The 14,801-nt window shown below is 62.5% G+C and carries 12 protein-coding genes; 5 read left to right on the top strand and 7 right to left on the bottom strand.

Features of this window, described 5'->3' with window-relative positions:
- The first annotated feature begins 131 nt into the window (after nt 1-131).
- Together BMY03_RS12295 and BMY03_RS12290 are read left to right on the top strand one after the other, a co-directional pair.
- Nucleotides 132-632 carry a peptidylprolyl isomerase gene (locus tag BMY03_RS12295; protein WP_023630093.1) on the top strand — a complete coding sequence of 167 codons (501 nt, stop codon included), beginning with the start codon at nt 132-134 and terminating at the stop codon, nt 630-632.
- Nucleotides 629-1,351, top strand: coding sequence for a UDP-2,3-diacylglucosamine diphosphatase (locus BMY03_RS12290; RefSeq protein WP_094011206.1), 723 nt, complete (start codon nt 629-631; stop codon nt 1,349-1,351). Before BMY03_RS12295 ends, BMY03_RS12290 begins: the two co-directional genes overlap by 4 nt.
- Nucleotides 1,352-1,422: 71 nt before the next feature.
- On the opposite strand, the gene pvdQ is transcribed toward BMY03_RS12290, so the two are convergent.
- Nucleotides 1,423-3,729: a bifunctional acylase PvdQ gene (pvdQ, locus tag BMY03_RS12285; RefSeq protein WP_371041461.1), complete on the bottom strand. Its 2,307-nt coding sequence runs from the start codon at nt 3,727-3,729 to the stop codon at nt 1,423-1,425.
- 200 nt (nt 3,730-3,929) lie between these two features.
- Between pvdQ and BMY03_RS12280 the strand changes: the two genes are divergently transcribed.
- Entirely contained in the window at nt 3,930-4,292 is a 363-nt protein-coding gene (locus tag BMY03_RS12280; protein WP_038705997.1) for a fe2+ zn2+ uptake regulation protein, read from the top strand.
- Between the two features lie 36 nt (nt 4,293-4,328).
- On the opposite strand, the gene BMY03_RS12275 is transcribed toward BMY03_RS12280, so the two are convergent.
- Nucleotides 4,329-4,517: a hypothetical protein gene (locus BMY03_RS12275; protein ID WP_094011205.1), complete on the bottom strand. Its 189-nt coding sequence runs from the start codon at nt 4,515-4,517 to the stop codon at nt 4,329-4,331.
- Nucleotides 4,518-4,960: 443 nt separating this feature from the next.
- Here BMY03_RS12275 and BMY03_RS12270 point away from each other — a divergent pair, with 443 nt between their 5' ends.
- Nucleotides 4,961-5,329 carry a Mor transcription activator family protein gene (locus tag BMY03_RS12270; RefSeq protein ID WP_038705996.1) on the top strand — a complete coding sequence of 123 codons (369 nt, stop codon included), beginning with the start codon at nt 4,961-4,963 and terminating at the stop codon, nt 5,327-5,329.
- A gap of 138 nt (nt 5,330-5,467) precedes the next feature.
- Here BMY03_RS12270 and BMY03_RS12265 read toward each other — a convergent pair whose 3' ends face one another.
- Nucleotides 5,468-6,721, bottom strand: a complete 1,254-nt coding sequence (locus BMY03_RS12265; protein WP_094011204.1) for a PucR family transcriptional regulator — start codon at nt 6,719-6,721, stop codon at nt 5,468-5,470.
- A 198-nt stretch (nt 6,722-6,919) separates the two neighbouring features.
- Here BMY03_RS12265 and BMY03_RS12260 point away from each other — a divergent pair, with 198 nt between their 5' ends.
- Nucleotides 6,920-7,789 (top strand): phytanoyl-CoA dioxygenase family protein, encoded by an 870-nt coding sequence (locus tag BMY03_RS12260; RefSeq protein WP_031314477.1) that lies wholly within the window; start codon nt 6,920-6,922, stop codon nt 7,787-7,789.
- Nucleotides 7,790-7,961: 172 nt separating this feature from the next.
- On the opposite strand, the gene BMY03_RS12255 is transcribed toward BMY03_RS12260, so the two are convergent.
- From BMY03_RS12255 to BMY03_RS12240, 4 genes are read right to left on the bottom strand one after another with little or no spacing between them, the layout of a single operon-like run.
- Nucleotides 7,962-8,924 (bottom strand): WD40/YVTN/BNR-like repeat-containing protein, encoded by a 963-nt coding sequence (locus BMY03_RS12255; RefSeq protein WP_094011203.1) that lies wholly within the window; start codon nt 8,922-8,924, stop codon nt 7,962-7,964.
- Between the two features lie 10 nt (nt 8,925-8,934).
- Nucleotides 8,935-11,349 carry an efflux RND transporter permease subunit gene (locus tag BMY03_RS12250; protein ID WP_094011202.1) on the bottom strand — a complete coding sequence of 805 codons (2,415 nt, stop codon included), beginning with the start codon at nt 11,347-11,349 and terminating at the stop codon, nt 8,935-8,937.
- Nucleotides 11,350-11,357: 8 nt separating this feature from the next.
- Nucleotides 11,358-13,004, bottom strand: coding sequence for a DUF1302 domain-containing protein (locus BMY03_RS12245; protein WP_312025792.1), 1,647 nt, complete (start codon nt 13,002-13,004; stop codon nt 11,358-11,360).
- Nucleotides 13,005-13,030: 26 nt separating this feature from the next.
- A complete protein-coding gene (locus tag BMY03_RS12240) occupies nt 13,031-14,452 on the bottom strand; it encodes a DUF1329 domain-containing protein (RefSeq protein ID WP_094011200.1) in 1,422 nt (473 codons plus the stop codon).
- Between the last annotated feature and the right edge of the window lie 349 nt (nt 14,453-14,801).

Below are 14,801 nucleotides of genomic sequence, written 5' to 3'. Positions count from 1 at the left end.
GCCGCAGCGGTCTACAATCCGGCACAATGACGCCCCAGTGGCCTGTGCCGCGGCTGCCTGATCCTGCGTCAGGTTGTCCGAGCGCAGCGCGCACCCTATTTCCCGAATGCCTTGAAAGAGCGAATTTCAGCATGTCCAAAGTCAAACTGAGCACCAACCACGGCGATATCGTCCTGCAACTGAACGCCGAGAAAGCCCCGCTGACCACCGAGAACTTCGTTCAGTACGTCAAGGAAGGCCACTACGACGGCACCGTGTTCCACCGCGTGATCAAGGGCTTCATGATCCAGGGTGGTGGTTTCGAGGCTGGCATGAGCCAGAAGAAAACCCGCGCCAGCATCCAGAACGAAGCCGACAACGGCCTGAAGAACACCAAGTACAGCATCGCCATGGCCCGTACCATGGAGCCGCACTCGGCCTCCGCGCAGTTCTTCATCAACGCCTCCGACAACGACTTCCTCAACCACAGCGGCAAGAACGTCCAGGGCTGGGGCTACGCGGTGTTCGGTGAAGTGATCGAAGGCCAGGAAATCGTCGACGCCATCGAAAAAGTCGCCACCGGCTCCAAAGCCGGCCACCAGGACGTGCCGAAAGACGACGTGATCATCGAGAAAGCCGAGATCATTGAGTGATACTGCTGATCTCCGATCTGCACCTGCAAGAAGAACGCCCGGACATTACCCGGGCGTTTCTTGATCTGCTCGACGGCCGCGCCCGCCACGCCAAGGCGCTGTACATCCTCGGCGATTTCTTCGAGGCCTGGATCGGCGACGATGCCATGACACCCTTCCAGCAGTCGATCTGCCAGGCTCTGCGCCGGTTGAGCGACAGCGGCACGGCCGTGTACCTGATGCACGGCAACCGTGACTTTCTCATTGGCCAGGCGTTCTGCGACGCCGCCGGCTGCACCCTGCTGGCCGACCCCAGCGTGGTCGAGCTCGGTGGCGAGGCGGTGCTGCTGATGCATGGCGACACCCTGTGTACCCGCGACGTGGCCTACATGAAGCTGCGCCGCTACCTGCGCAACCCGCTTAGCCTGTGGATCCTGCGGCACCTGCCGCTGGGCACGCGGCACAAGCTGGCACGCAAGCTGCGTAGCGAAAGCCGCTCGCAGACACGCATGAAGAGCACCGAAATCGTCGATGTCACCCCCGAGGAAGTGCCCAAGGTGATGGCCGCCCACGGCGTACGTACCCTGGTCCACGGCCACACCCATCGACCGGCGCTGCACAAGCTGGTGGTCGACGGCCAGCCGGCACGGCGCATCGTGCTGGGCGACTGGGATCGGCGTGGCTGGGCCTTGCAGGTGGATGAACAGGGTTTCCAACTGGCCCCGTTCGACTTCTCCTGAAACTGCGCGGGGCAAGCCCGCTCCCACGATTCACGTAGGAGCGGGCTTGCCCCGCGCTGCCACCGACGGTGCTATTTGGCGCTGACCACCTGACCCTTGTCCCGCTCGCTGATCACATACTGCTGATACTGCGGATCAGCCTTGATCTGCGCCTCGGTGAACGGAATCGGCGCCAGTTGCTTGGCCGCGAAGGCCCGCGTCTGGTCGGCGGCATACGCTGACGCCCGCTCGCTCGACAGCGAGAACGCCAACAGCCCTTGGGCTTGCGGGCCCTGCTCGGTGAAGCTGACCACCTGCAGATAGCTCGAACCACTGACCACCAGGCGCTTGCCCGGCCCTACCGGCACACTGACCATCGCGTTGTAGACGCCCAAGGCCTGCGGCCCGCCGGGCACCGGCGTACCATCGGCGGCCTGCTGGATCTGCCCCCACCGCTGGTCGGCGGCGATACCGGCCTCGTTCACCTGCGCAAGCGAGCCCAGCGCCGCCTCGTGCAGCAGCTTGCGCACGGCGGCCTGCTCCACCGCCAGGCCACGAGGTGTGTGCAACGGGTCGGCCAGATCGAACGGCACGCGCCAGCTTTGCGGATGCTCGGCCAGCGTGGCGGCGATGTTCATGAAATGAACCAGGCCGATACCGCTGTCCTGATCGGCTTTGCCGTTCCATGCCTGCAGGCTGGCACATACCGACTGAATGTCCGCCTCCACGCCCTTGCACCATTGCAGCAGGTCCGGCATCAGCAGGCTGGCCTGGTACACCTCGTCATCGAAGACCATGTGCTGGAGCTCGGCGCTGCCCAGCTTGCCCTTGCCCTGCAGGCGCTGCAGGGCAAAGCGGCTGCGCAGGCCCAGGGGCTGGTCGGCACGGCTGACCAGGGGCGAGAAGCCGGTCAACGGCTGGGCCGGGTTGACCATCCACGCCGAGTCGTTGGCGTGCTGTACATAATCGCGCCGCTCCAGGCTCGGCAGCAGGTTGGCCGGGAAGATCCCTGACTGGGCCGCCTGCGCATCCACCTTCCATTGACAGGCACTGCGCGAGCCGTCGAGCACCACCAGCGGGCCAGACGCGGCGGGGTTGCTGCACTGCTCCAGCATCCCCTGGTCGACATAGGGCACCACCGACTGATTGAGGTACAAGGCCTGGCCAGCAGCGTCCACTGCCAAGGTATTGACCCAGGGGATGCCCTGCAGCTCACCCACCGACGCCTTCAGCGCTTGCAGGCTGTCGGCACGGTTGATCCGGTACCACTGCTGCAATACCCGGGTATTGTCCAGGTTTGCATCGCGCAGACTGTAGGCGGCGTGCTTGTCCCAATCCAGACGGCCGGGCCATTGCACCACAGGGCCGAACTTCGACAGGTGAATCGTGCGTTCGACCTGGCTGAGCGTACCGTCCTCCCCCTTCACCGTGACCTTGAGCAGCTTGCGCTCCAGCGGCAGCGACTGGCCGTCATACAGATAGCGGGTGGCGTCCCTGGGATCCAGTTGCAGGCGATAGAGGGTGAAGTGCTTGGAGGTGTCGACCGTGTGGGTCCAGGCCAGTTGCCGGTTGAAACCGATATTTACCACTGGCAGGCCCGGCAACGCCGCTCCCATCACATCCAGTTGCCCGGGGATGGTCAACTGCATCTGGTAAAAACGCATCCCGCCAATCCACGGGAAATGCGGGTTGGCCAGCAGCAGCCCACGGCCATTGGCCGAACGCTCGGCGCCCACGGCCACGGCATTGCTGCCACGCTCGGCGGCGAACTGCGCCTGTCGCGCCAAGGCCACGCTGTAGTCGACCTCCGGGCGTTGCGCCGCCAGCTCGGGAGGCGTCGCGGCGACCACGGCCTCGACGAATTGCCCTACGCCGCCCTCGGCCAGCAAGCGCCGGGTCAGCTTGACCAGATCGCGGCTGGTGATCGGTCGTAGCCACTCCCCTGCCCCGCACTCGGCCGGTAGCCCCTCGATCCGTCGTTCACCCAGGGCACGGTTGTAGCCGTTGGCATACCCATCAAGCAGATCACGCACCGCCACCGGCTGCGCCGTGAGGAAACTGTCTACCGCCGCAGGTTCGTTGAGCCAGGTAAAGAACAGGTCACTGGAGAGGTTGTCACGCTGCTCGACCGTCTTGCCGTCGGCACCGAAATACCGGGAGCGCTCGCCATTGACCGTCAGCACCTCGCCGGCCAGCAGGCACAGGTTGTCCTGGGCGTAGGCGTAGCCGATGCCGTAGCCCAGGCCGCGCTCGTCCTTGGCCAGGATGTGTGGCACGCCGAAACTGGTGCGACGGATCTGCGCGGACGCCTCGCCATCGGCCTCGCGCGCCTGCAGGGTCAGGCTGGCAGCGACCAGGGCGGCGGCAAGGCCCAGGCGAAACAGGGGAAGAGGGATCACAGGCACTCCTCGTGCTTATCGGGGTCATCCCGAACAGACGAATGGCCAGATGAAAATTTTACGTTCAACGCGGTGCTGCAACGTTCTCAACAGAACATGTCAGATTTTTTTCACCGGGGGTTGCAGTTTTGTCGAGCTCAAACGTCTTTAGATGTGAGGCACCCATGATTTCGGGACAGTCCACGAAAAGGAGCATTCACATGTACAACCCGCAACAATCGCTAGCGGCGCAGCCTGCGCCCAGTCAGGCCGCCGCCCCCCAGGAAGAACGCGTGGGCAACGAGCAAATCCGCGAGCTGCTGCGCGCCTACGGCCTGCGCACCAGCCTGATCCGCCTTAAGGTCATCGACGCCCTGCACACCGCCGGCCGCAGTGGCCGCAGCATTGGTGTGCGTGGCGTGCATGCGCAACTGGAGCAACTGGACATCCCGCTGTCGTTCCTGAGCGTGCGAGAGGTGCTCAAGCGCTTGTGCAGCGAAGGCGTGATCAGCCTGGGCAGTGACAAATGCTACAGCCTCAACCCCCAGGCCCGAGCCGTGCTCGAGCAACCCGCCTCGCGCTGAGCGCATGGCCGGCAAGGATATGCCGGCCCGCCTGCTTCAGGGTTTCACCTTGCGCCGCAGGATCCCGTTGATCACCACCACGACCACCGCAATGGCGATGGCGACGTACTGGAATGTCTGCTCGCTGATAGTGCCCTGCTTCTGCAGGTAACTCAGACCGAGCATGATCCCCAGCACCGCCAGGATGATCAGGATCGAATATTTCAGGCGCTGCACATGTGTCATCGGAGGTTCCTTGCGACATCGGGGACATGAGGCTCCAACGGAGCCGCCGCCATGATACCTCGGCTGCTTTCCCCTCGCTGCAGTTCCTGCCTGATCCTCACACGACAATCTCCCAGTTCGGTCACAGCCTGGCGAGCGCATCGAGATACGCCCGTGGTTGCATGTCTAGGTAAGCTACCCAATTCGCCATCATGGAACCCTTTCTCTAGATGGTTTAGGGCCTGTAGCGCAAGGGTGAAGGCATTTCCCACTTCAAGACACCCGATTGCCCGCAAATGACAGACAAGGACGACTACAAGCCCCGGTCCGCTTCGCGCCTAGCGACCCTTTCCGTCGCTGTTCGAAAATCCGCCTACGCCACGCGGGCCATCCCGTGGCAACCCTCGCCGCAGCCGGTCCGAGCCTCGGCGTCGGCCAAACCCAATGACGGAAGGAACCATTACGTGGAAATGCCAGACCTGAGCAACATCGACCTCACCCAACTGCCTCATTCGCTGCAGGCGCTGATCGAATGCATCGGTCTGGACAGCGCCTACCGGCTGACGCATGCCTTTGGCGGGCGCCCGAAGTACATCCCCAAACATCGCCGACGCACCAAATTGGCCGATGTGCTGCCGCCAGAAGCGCTGGACGCGCTGATCCAGCGCTTCGCCGGCCTTGCCCTGGAGATTCCCAAGTCCGACCACTTCCAGCGCCAGCTGCGCAACCAGCAGATCCAGCGGGAGAGCGCCAGCGGGCTGTCACGCAGCCTGCTCGCCGACAAGTATGGATTGAGCCTGCGACAGATTGGCAACATCCGTAGACAGGCGTAGCCAGCACCGCCCTGGACTTGGCCGAAGCGGGTGACGCCGGAACCTGCCAGTGGCGCTGAGGAGGCGCTGGACCAATTTGTCGCAATCGACCGTCTGAAGATCAGACACGGATCAAGTCGATGCAACAGCGACCTCGGTCTACTTTTCGCCTTCCTCGAGCGGTGTGCTCCACAGCACCAGCTCAAGCGCCGCGGCGATCTGGATACGGTGGTCGGCAAATGGAATGGGCAGCAGGTCCTGGGCGCGTTCCAGGCGCCGCAGCAAGGTATTGCGATGCGTACCCAATACTTCGGCGGTCTGGGTGATATTGCAGCCATGGGCCAGGAATGCCCGCAACGAATACTGCAGCACCACCGGCTCTGAAGCCAGGCGCCCCAAGGTACTCAAGACAAACTGCCTGGCCGCCCGGGCGTCCTGTGTCATCAGCGACACCATCCTCACCTGATCGATACTGGCCACAGGCGGCGCGCCCGCCAGGCGCCCCATCAGCCCCTGGGTGGTCAAGGCTTCCAGGTGGGAGCGACGGAAACCGTTGAGCCCCGCCGCAGGGGCGCCCAGTGCCGCACGAACGCCTGGGTACTGACGAACCACGCCTTGCAGCGCATTGAGGTCCAGAGGCCTTGTCGCAGCACTCCAGCCCCATAAGGTCGCAGGCCCGGCGAACACCACCAGCGGCGCCCCCGCCCCCGTGAGGCTTGCCAGCGCGCGCGCCATGTCCTCTAGCGGACGAATGTGTGCTTCGGGCGTCTCGCTCCACACCAGAAAGGCCTGGTGCTTCTGCGCAAGGCCGTAGCCCAGGCGCCTGGCGAACTGCTCGGCGTCGACATCGCGGCCGTCGAGCAGGCGACTGACCAGGCTGCGTTTGTCGATGTGCTCATCATGAGCCTGGGCGTGCTTTTCCTCGAGGATGATCCGGGTGATCACTCGCATGTTGCTGTCGATGAACTCCGAGATCGAGCGCGAGGAGACGTCCAGTAACTCCTCGAGCAGCGCCGGGTCCTGGGTCAGGCCGAACGCCATCTTCATCCATAGTTCCCAGGCGGTGTTCTGTGTCGACCTGGCGACATTCATCAGCAGTTCAGACAGCCCGCGATGGGCGAGCTCCCGTGCCGTATCCACCATGTCAGCCGATACATAGGGTTCCACCGGCTCGCCTGGGCGCTGCATGTTGGCGTTGGCCCAATGCAACAACTCTGCTCGATTGGCGCGCCGACACGCGGCCAGGATAACCGGGTCCTCCAGCAACCTTGCGTCTTCCGGAGACGCGAAAAGCGCCTGGTTGAGCCGCTCGACCCACTCCGGCGGCAGGGCCTGGGCACGTTCGGCGCCTTTGCGGATCAGTTCACGCACCGCTTCGGACGGGCGTGGCCAAGGGGAGGGAGGAAGGCTCATAGAGAGTGCAAAATGCTCAAAAAAATGAGGGAAAATGGTGCTTTTTGTACCTTGGCCACAGGTCGGTGGAAACATAGCATGAAGCCACTGCCTGAGCAAAAAGCACAAGGAAGGCATCTGCCACGCCATGTCCCTTGTTCGGGTTGGGCGCCCTGCCAACCGGCCAGCGCGACAATGCCTTTGAATCGGAGTGTCAACATGTCAGTCCCCGAAAAGAATCCTCCACTACTACCCAGCGTAACCCGCTCGACTTCGCCTGAAGAGATCGTGCAACTCAGCGATCAGGTCGGCGCGGTCATCATCCGCAACTTCATGACCCCCGAACAGGTAAAGCGGATCAACCAGGAGGTCGACGCCCCACTCAAGGCCTTGGACGCAGGTTCCAAGCACGAACACGAGCTGATCGTCGAGTTCCATGGCCGACAGACCAAACGGCTGACCAACCTGGTAACCCACAGCAAGACCTTCCGCGAGGAAATCCTCGATGACGACCTGTTCCACGAATTAGGGCGCGTGCTCTATCAGTCGGACGCTGGCGACTGGTGGCTGACCACCGCGCAACTGATTGAAATCGGCCCGGGCAACAAAGCACAGATGCTGCACCGTGACATGGCCCAGTACTACCCCTACGTTGCCATGAACAAGCATGCGCCGCGGGCCATCGCCAACCTGATGCTGGCACTGACCGACTTCACCGAAGAAAACGGCGCTACGCGTCTCATCCCCGGGAGCCAGGATTGGGATGATTTCGGAAACGTCGGCACCCCGGAAATGACCATCCCTGCGGTGTTGAACGCAGGCGATGCGGTACTGTTCGGCGGCAAGGTCGTCCATGGTGGTGGCGCCAACGTGACCGCCGGTGAGTTCCGCCGGGGCCTGACCATTCCACTGCAGGCTTCGATCCTCACCCCGGAAGAGGCTTATCCGTTGATCGTGCCGCTGGAGGTGGTCAGGACGCTTTCTGCGCGCGTGCAGAAGATCATCGGCTTCCGCTCACAGTATCCTGCGGGCAGCCCAGGCCTGTGGCAGCATAACTACGCTGACCTGGCGGACCATCTGCAGCTGTAACGCGATTGATCGATTCGGGGGACGGACCACCTGCCCCCGGATATGCCTGCTTGGTCAGTAATGCCCTGCCCACTGCTCGACCGCGTCCTACCCTCTCTCAAGTGGTTGATGATTGGCATTCGGCCTGGGTCGTTCTGCGACCCAAGCCATGATCAGTTCGTCGGTTAACGCCTCACTTCTGGTACGGCATCACGCCACGGCGCGAGAACAGCACAGGCGTACCCTGTGCATCGAGCAGCACCGCCGTCAGCGACAAGTCATCCGCCGACTGCTTTTCCTGGAAATGCCGCCCGCCATCCTCGCTCAGCATCATCAGCCCATCCAGCCCGACCACCAGCACTCGGGAACCCGCTACCGCCATTGCGGTGACGGAACCTTTACCGTGGGTAGGCAATCTGCGCCATCCCTTCCCTTCCTTTGTACCCTGCAGCAACGTGCCTCGCTGACCGCCGAGCAAGAGGCTGCCGTCATCCAGGACAGCCCCCGACCACAAGCTGCCTGCGTAGCCGGTATCCAGGTAACCCCAGCTTTTGCCTTGGTCCTCGGAGTGCAGTAGCTGCCCATGCTCGGCGGTGGCGTACAGCGTGCCGTGGCTGCCGGCAAACAGCCCCATCAGGTTGAGATCGGCCTTCCTGGCACCCGGGGGCGGCGGCAACGATTGCTCGGTCCAGGTCTTGCCACCATCTTCGGTGATCAGCAGCAACGACCACAGCCCCACGGCAACGCCCTGTTGGGCGTTGAAGAAATGCACGTCGAACAGCGGTCGATCTACGTCGCTGGACAAGCGCTGGATTTGCCACGACTCGCCACCGTCGGCGGTGGCCAGGATCGCCCCCCAATGGCCAACCGCCCAGCCACGCTGGGCGTCGACGAAAGACACACCTGTCAGTTGGGTCGACACCGGTACCGAACGTGCCTGGCGAAAGCGCTTGCCCTGATCGTCCGACAGCAAGACCACGCCGTGGTCGCCGACCGCGACCACGCGCTCCCCGGCCCACACGGCATCCAGCATGGTCGCTTGCGTGGCATTGCTCGCCTGCACGGCAGGCACTGTCTGCAAGGGCTCGGCCCGAGCAGACAGCAACGGCAATGTCGCGGCGAGCACCGCCGCGATCAATGAACCCCTGAATCGCATGTTTCTCTCCTCAGTGCAGCAGCGCGCCGATCATGCGCACGGGGCGCTTGCGCGGGAATACCCGCTCCAGCCAGACCGCGAATGCCGGCAGTACGGTCATGGCCATGACCATGTTGACGATGAACATGAAGGCCAGCAGCTTGCCCATGTCCGCCTGGAACTTCAGGTCGGAGAACGCCCAGGTGGCCACGCCCACCGCCAGGGTGATCGCGGTGAAGATGGTGGCCACGCCCACTTCGAGCAACGCGTGCTCGACCGCTTTGGTGATCGACTGGCCATGGGCCAGGTGCAACTGCAGGCGGTTGTAGATGTAGAAGGCGTAGTCGACGCCGATGCCCACGGCCAACACCATCACCGGCAAGGTGGCGATGGTCAGGCCGATCTGCAGCTCCTTCATGAACCAGTAGCCAATGAATGTACCGATGGTCAACGGCAGGCAGCACACCAGCACCGCGCGCAGGTCGCGGTAGACCGCGAATACCAGCAACGCGATCGCGGCATAGACATACAGCAGCATGGGCGTCTCGCTCTTCTCCACCTCCTCGTTGATGGCCGCCAGGACACCGGCGTTACCCGAGGCGAGGCGGATCGCCAGGCCCGGTTGCGAATACTCGCTACGAAACGCCTTGACCGCCTCCACCACCCGGTTGATCGTCGTGGCCTTGTGATCAGCCAGGTACAGGTGCACGGCGGACATGCTGCAATCGGTACGCACCAGTCCAGGGGTGCGCGCCACCTCGGTAGCCAGCGCCGCGTAGTTCATCGGGTCGATGGGCACCACGGCCATCTTCGGGTTGCCTTCGTTGTAGCCCTCGTTGAACTGGCGCAGGTTGCTGGAGAACGACGCTACCGACAGCACGCCAGGCACGCCCTGCATGGCCCAGACGAAACGGTCCTGGTACTGGCCCGCAGCGACATCCTCGCACGTCGCCGGCACGCCTTCGCCAGCCTCCCCCGGTTTGGCTTCGAACACCACGCTGAGCCAATCCAGCCCGATGTCATAGTTGTTGGCGATGGACACGGCGTCGCGGTTGAAGCGCGAATCCTCGCGCAACTCCGGGGCCCCGGCCTGCAACGAGCCGACGACACGGTCATGGCTTTGCCAGATCGCCACCAGAAAGATCACCAGCGCCACGCCCAGGACCCACTGCGCGTTGCGCCACTCGGCCAGCCGCGACAGGCCACGCAGCCAGCGGGTACGGCGCTGCCGGGAAATTTCCTGGGCCGCCGCGTACTCGTCGTCGACCCGCAGCATGGACGCCAGCAAAGGCAGCATCAGCAGGTTGGTGATGATCTTGTAGGCCACTCCGAGCGATGCGGTGATCGCCAGTTCCCGCACCATCGGGATCGGGATCAGCAGCAGCGTCACGAAAGACACCAGTGCAGTCACCAGTGCCAGCGTTCCCGGGATCAGCAAGCCGGTGAAGCTCGAGCGTGCCGCCGCTTCGGCGCTCTTGCCGGTGGCGATCTCGCGGACAATGAAGTTGATCTGCTGCACGCCATGGGACACCCCGATGGCAAACACCAGGAACGGCACCAGCACCGCCAGCGGGTCGAGGCCATAGCCCAGCAAGCGCAGACTGCCGAATTGCCAGACCAACGAGGCCAGAGAACACACCAGCGCCAGCAAGGTGAAGCGCAGTGAATGGCAATACCAGTACACCGCCGCCGCGGTCAGCAGCAGCGCCAGCAAGCAGAACTCCAGCACCGCCGAAGCGCCGTCGGCGATGTCGCCGATCTGCTTGGCGAAGCCGATGATCTGCACTTCGAAATCGCCATCTTCGAACTGCTGGCGTAGCTCTTTTTCCAGGCGGTGATTGAACGCGACATAGTCCAGATGCGTCCCATCGGCCTCGTACTCGTTGAGCTCCGCGGTGATCATCGCGCTGCTCTGGTCACGCGACACCAGGGTGCCGATGAAGCCCCCTTGCGCGGTGGAGTTGGCGATCGAGGCGATGACCTGGTCGTTCAGGTGCTCGGGCGAAACCGTGCCCGGCACCAGCGGATCGGCGCGAAAGCCTTCTTCGGTAATCTCGTTGACGAAGGCATTGGGCGTCCACAACGAGCGCACGCTGCTGCGCGAGATCCCCGGCAGGAAGCTGATCGCCTGGGTCACCTCATACAGTCGCTTCAGCCCAGGGGCGCTCCAGATATCACCTTTGCGAGCCTTGACCACGATGGTCAGGCGATTGGCGCCCATCAGGTCGTTGCGGTACGTCTCGAAGGTCTGGATGTATTCATGGCCGACCGGCAACTGTTTTTCGAAGCCGGCGTCCATACGCAACTGCACCGCGAACCAGGCCATGACCAGGGTGAACACGGCCAGGCCCGCCAGCACCAGCCGCCGATGTCCGAACAAGACCCGCTCGACGCGTGGCAACACGCCACGCGCCTGGATCCCTGTCAGTTTTACAGAACCGTTCACAGGAGGCCTCACAAGGTACGGGAGATCGCGATGCCGACATAATCGCGGTCACGATACAGCTGGTCGTAAGGGGTATCCCCGCCCATGAACTTGGCGTAGTTCAGGGACACCTGCCAGCTGGCCGGGTTGCGCACGAAATTCAGGTAGAAGTTCATGCTGCTAGCGTCCTTGGTAAAGGTGGCCGTGAGGTTCGGTGTACGCCCGCTCAGCGAGCGTGCGTAGAACACCCCCGGGGTGACCTGCCAGCCCGGCAGCAAGGTGCCGTCATAGGTCATGCTGAAGTCCAGGTTGATGCCCGACGAGGTCTTGTCGCCACGCGACTTCGGCGCGGTCGCAGGGTCCAGCTGCCAGGCATTGAGGCCGGCGGCGAGCGGCTCGCCGTTGACCTGGTCATGTAGCCCCGGGTACTTGATGACCACAAGTTCGGTGAGCAAGGTACCAGTGCTTGCGCCAGTGAAATCCAGCAGCGTCGGCGAGTTGGACGGCGTGAAGCTGTAAAGGCCGGTCAGGTGCCACTGGAACTTCTTCTCGTCCTTCCAGCATTTGCCGCCATTGCTCGAACACAGGTCGACGACCGGGTTGAGCATCACCGAATCCTTAGGCCGGTAGGACAGCTCGGTACCGACGGCCCAGTCGCCGATCGGCATGTTGGCGCTGACGCCATACATCATCCGGTCTTCCTGGTAGCGCCAGGAGGGTGCGGCGGCAAAGGTGTCCGGGTCGAGAATATCCACGCGCAACGACGGCGTCTTGTCGTGGTAGCGCATCACGTAGAAGCCATAGTTGACGTCGCTGTCCTCCGGTTGCCAGCGCAGCGAAAGGCCCCACTGGCCGCTGTCCCGGGCTTTGTTCTCGGAGAACCCGTACTCGCCCCTGCCCTCGCCGAGCGCGTTGGTGGTGGACCAGTAGCTGCCCACCGGCGGCAGCTCGCTCTTGTTCCAGCGGAATTGATAGTAGGCCTCGACGTTGACCCCCGAGCCCAGTCCGGAGGCGACACTGAGCATCGGCGCCGGCAGCACGGCCTCCTTGAGCTGCACCCCCGGACGGGCCAGGGCTTGATAGTCGTAGGCGTTGGTATTGTTGATACCCCCAGCCACGAACAGGCTCTCGCCCCAGTTGATCACCTGGTTACCCAGGCGCGCCCGGACACGCTGCTCGCCCACGTCAAAGCCTTTGCTCACCCACAGATCGAGCAGGCGAGCCTTGAAGGCGAGATCGTCGCGAGCATCTTTGCCAAGGCCGCTGCTGCCGATGCTTTCAGGGGTGTTGAACGAGCGCGTGCCAGTGGTATCGGTGGCCGCGAAGTCACGGATCCAGGTACCGCGCGCCATGAAGGTGACGTCCTCGGGCATCTTCAGCAACAGCTCGTGGGTACCCTTGAGATAGTTGGTGAACATGTCGCCGCGGTCGTAGTTCAGGTCGCCCTGATCCGCAACGCCCGAGCTCTGCGCCAGGCAGCCGGACGGCACATTGTGCCCGGTGGCCCCCTGGTTGATCAGGTTGCAGCCGCGCGACTCCGTACGTACGCCCATGCCGGCGGTGATGGTGGAGTCGAACGAACCATTGAGGGTTTCGGTTTCGAAGGTGAACCCCATTGCCAGTGGGGTGGTGCACACGATGACAAGGCCTGATGCTTTGCTAATTATTCTTTTCATTCTGGCTCTCGATCTGACGTCGTTCTTTAGCGTTCGCTGATGGCTCGCAGGTTATCGGAGGTGTAGAAATCGCGTTTCAGGCGTGGGCTGCTACCTTCATCGGTGAGCCAGCGGATATCGTTCTTGCCAGCTCCGACCGAGGTCATGTCGAACAGGTAGCGGCCATCGACCAGGTTGTACTGGACCTGGGCCTGCACATCGCAAGTGCCGGTTTCGTACACGGGGATCGAGAAGCCTTCACGCACTTTCCAGATCTGTCCTTGCTTGTCGTAATCGACAGCCAGCAGCGGGTTCCAGCTATCCTCGTCGATGTAGAACATGCGTTTTGGCGCCTGGTGGCGCATGCCCTGGCGCACATTGGCTTCGACCACCCAGACCCGATGCAACTCGTAGCGGCGCGCCTGCGGCGCGATTGAATCGTTGCCGGCGAACGCCTCCACCTTGGCGGCGGTGTCATAGGCACCGAAGGCGTTGTAAGGCACCAAAAGCTCCTGTTTACCGACCAGTTTCCAGTCAAAGCGGTCCATGGTGCCGAAGAAGACGTTCGCCTCATCGACGTTGTACTGGTTGTCCAACCCGATCTGCGGCGCGTCGTAGGAATACGACGGCATGCGCCGCACGCGACGCTGGCCAGGGAAGTAGTAGAACGTCGTGGCCTGCTCGCCGGCGACAGCCGTCTGCACCCCTGCCTGCCCAGCCAGCGCCGCTGGCTCCCGATAACTGGAGAACGTGGCATTTTCCAAACGGCCAGTTGCGGAAAAGAGTTCACTGCCTTTCTTTCCCCACGGCGTGAAGAAGAAGGTATCCGACGACTGGCGTAACCACTCCCCGCCCTTGCGCGGCGAGATGCCTGAAATGCTTTTTGGAATTTCTACACCAAGGCCGCGATAGCGCATCTTCATGTTCCACATCACCTCAGCACCAGTGCTGGGCAGAGGGAACGGGATGCCGGGTACGTGAGCCTCTACGAGGGCAACCCCTGAAGGGTCGAGCTTGGCGAAGCCAAGGTTCTGCCGTGTGTTATCCGCCACGAAGTCCGGCACGCCGCAGCTGCGTCGGGTCGGATAGACCTCCATGCGGTAGCCCGGAATCTTCTTGAACAGTTCAAGCTGACCCGGGGACAGCTTGCTCGCGTACTGCGCCACGTTGCTCGCATCGATGCTGTAAAGGGGCTTATCGCTCCTGAACTTCCAGTGCTCGGCGCGCATCTGGCCGTAACTCCAGCCCTCCCCTTGTGGCCCCGGCGTGGACCACGCCGGAATATCCCCGCTTGAATTGGCGGCCACCTCACCGCCCAGTGGCGTCAGTTCGGAACCCAGCTTCTGGGCGCCCTGAGACGCGGCCTGCACCGAGCAAATCGCGCCCGATACAGCAAGGGTAATCAGCAACTGCCTGAACATTCGGCGGGTAGAAACATCGCGTTCACGCACTGTGGATACTTTTTTCATAATAGGCTCCTCGGAAAAGGGCCTGCACCGGCAACCCAACCTTTGACAAGGAATTCGGCACCTATCGCAAGCTGATCAACTGACATGATCATATGACCATGTCGGTTGATCATGAAGCAAAGCATATGCCAGAACTCTTCACGCCATCATTAGTTGATATAAATCAGCCAGTTAGTCACAACACGCTTTAGATAAGCTACGAACACCTGCCCTTTAATGGGAAATAAAGGAACAAGTGTTACCAGTGCACGCCCATTCCTGGCGCATATAAGGCACCGCTTGCAGCCACCAGCCCTATGTCCAAGCGCGCCCTAAACATAAATTTACGCCAAAAAAAACCGCCCCTAGA

This window comes from Pseudomonas soli, from assembly GCF_900110655.1.
Classification (GTDB): Bacteria; Pseudomonadota; Gammaproteobacteria; order Pseudomonadales; family Pseudomonadaceae; genus Aquipseudomonas; species Aquipseudomonas soli.
The sequence above is the reverse complement of the archived record's forward strand: the minus strand, read 5'-3'. Positions and strand labels throughout refer to the sequence as shown.

What these genes read in the sequence shown, in the direction of transcription:
- BMY03_RS12295 (WP_023630093.1), top strand. Translation starts at nt 132, where the DNA reads ATGTCCAAAGTCAAACTGAGCACCAACCACGGCGATATCGTCCTGCAA.
- BMY03_RS12280 (WP_038705997.1), top strand. Translation starts at nt 3,930, where the DNA reads ATGTACAACCCGCAACAATCGCTAGCGGCGCAGCCTGCGCCCAGTCAG.
- BMY03_RS12275 (WP_094011205.1), bottom strand. Translation starts at nt 4,517, where the DNA reads ATGACACATGTGCAGCGCCTGAAATATTCGATCCTGATCATCCTGGCG.
- BMY03_RS12265 (WP_094011204.1), bottom strand. Translation starts at nt 6,721, where the DNA reads ATGAGCCTTCCTCCCTCCCCTTGGCCACGCCCGTCCGAAGCGGTGCGT.
- BMY03_RS12260 (WP_031314477.1), top strand. Translation starts at nt 6,920, where the DNA reads ATGTCAGTCCCCGAAAAGAATCCTCCACTACTACCCAGCGTAACCCGC.
- BMY03_RS12255 (WP_094011203.1), bottom strand. Translation starts at nt 8,924, where the DNA reads ATGCGATTCAGGGGTTCATTGATCGCGGCGGTGCTCGCCGCGACATTG.
- BMY03_RS12245 (WP_312025792.1), bottom strand. Translation starts at nt 13,004, where the DNA reads ATGAAAAGAATAATTAGCAAAGCATCAGGCCTTGTCATCGTGTGCACC.
- BMY03_RS12240 (WP_094011200.1), bottom strand. Translation starts at nt 14,452, where the DNA reads ATGAAAAAAGTATCCACAGTGCGTGAACGCGATGTTTCTACCCGCCGA.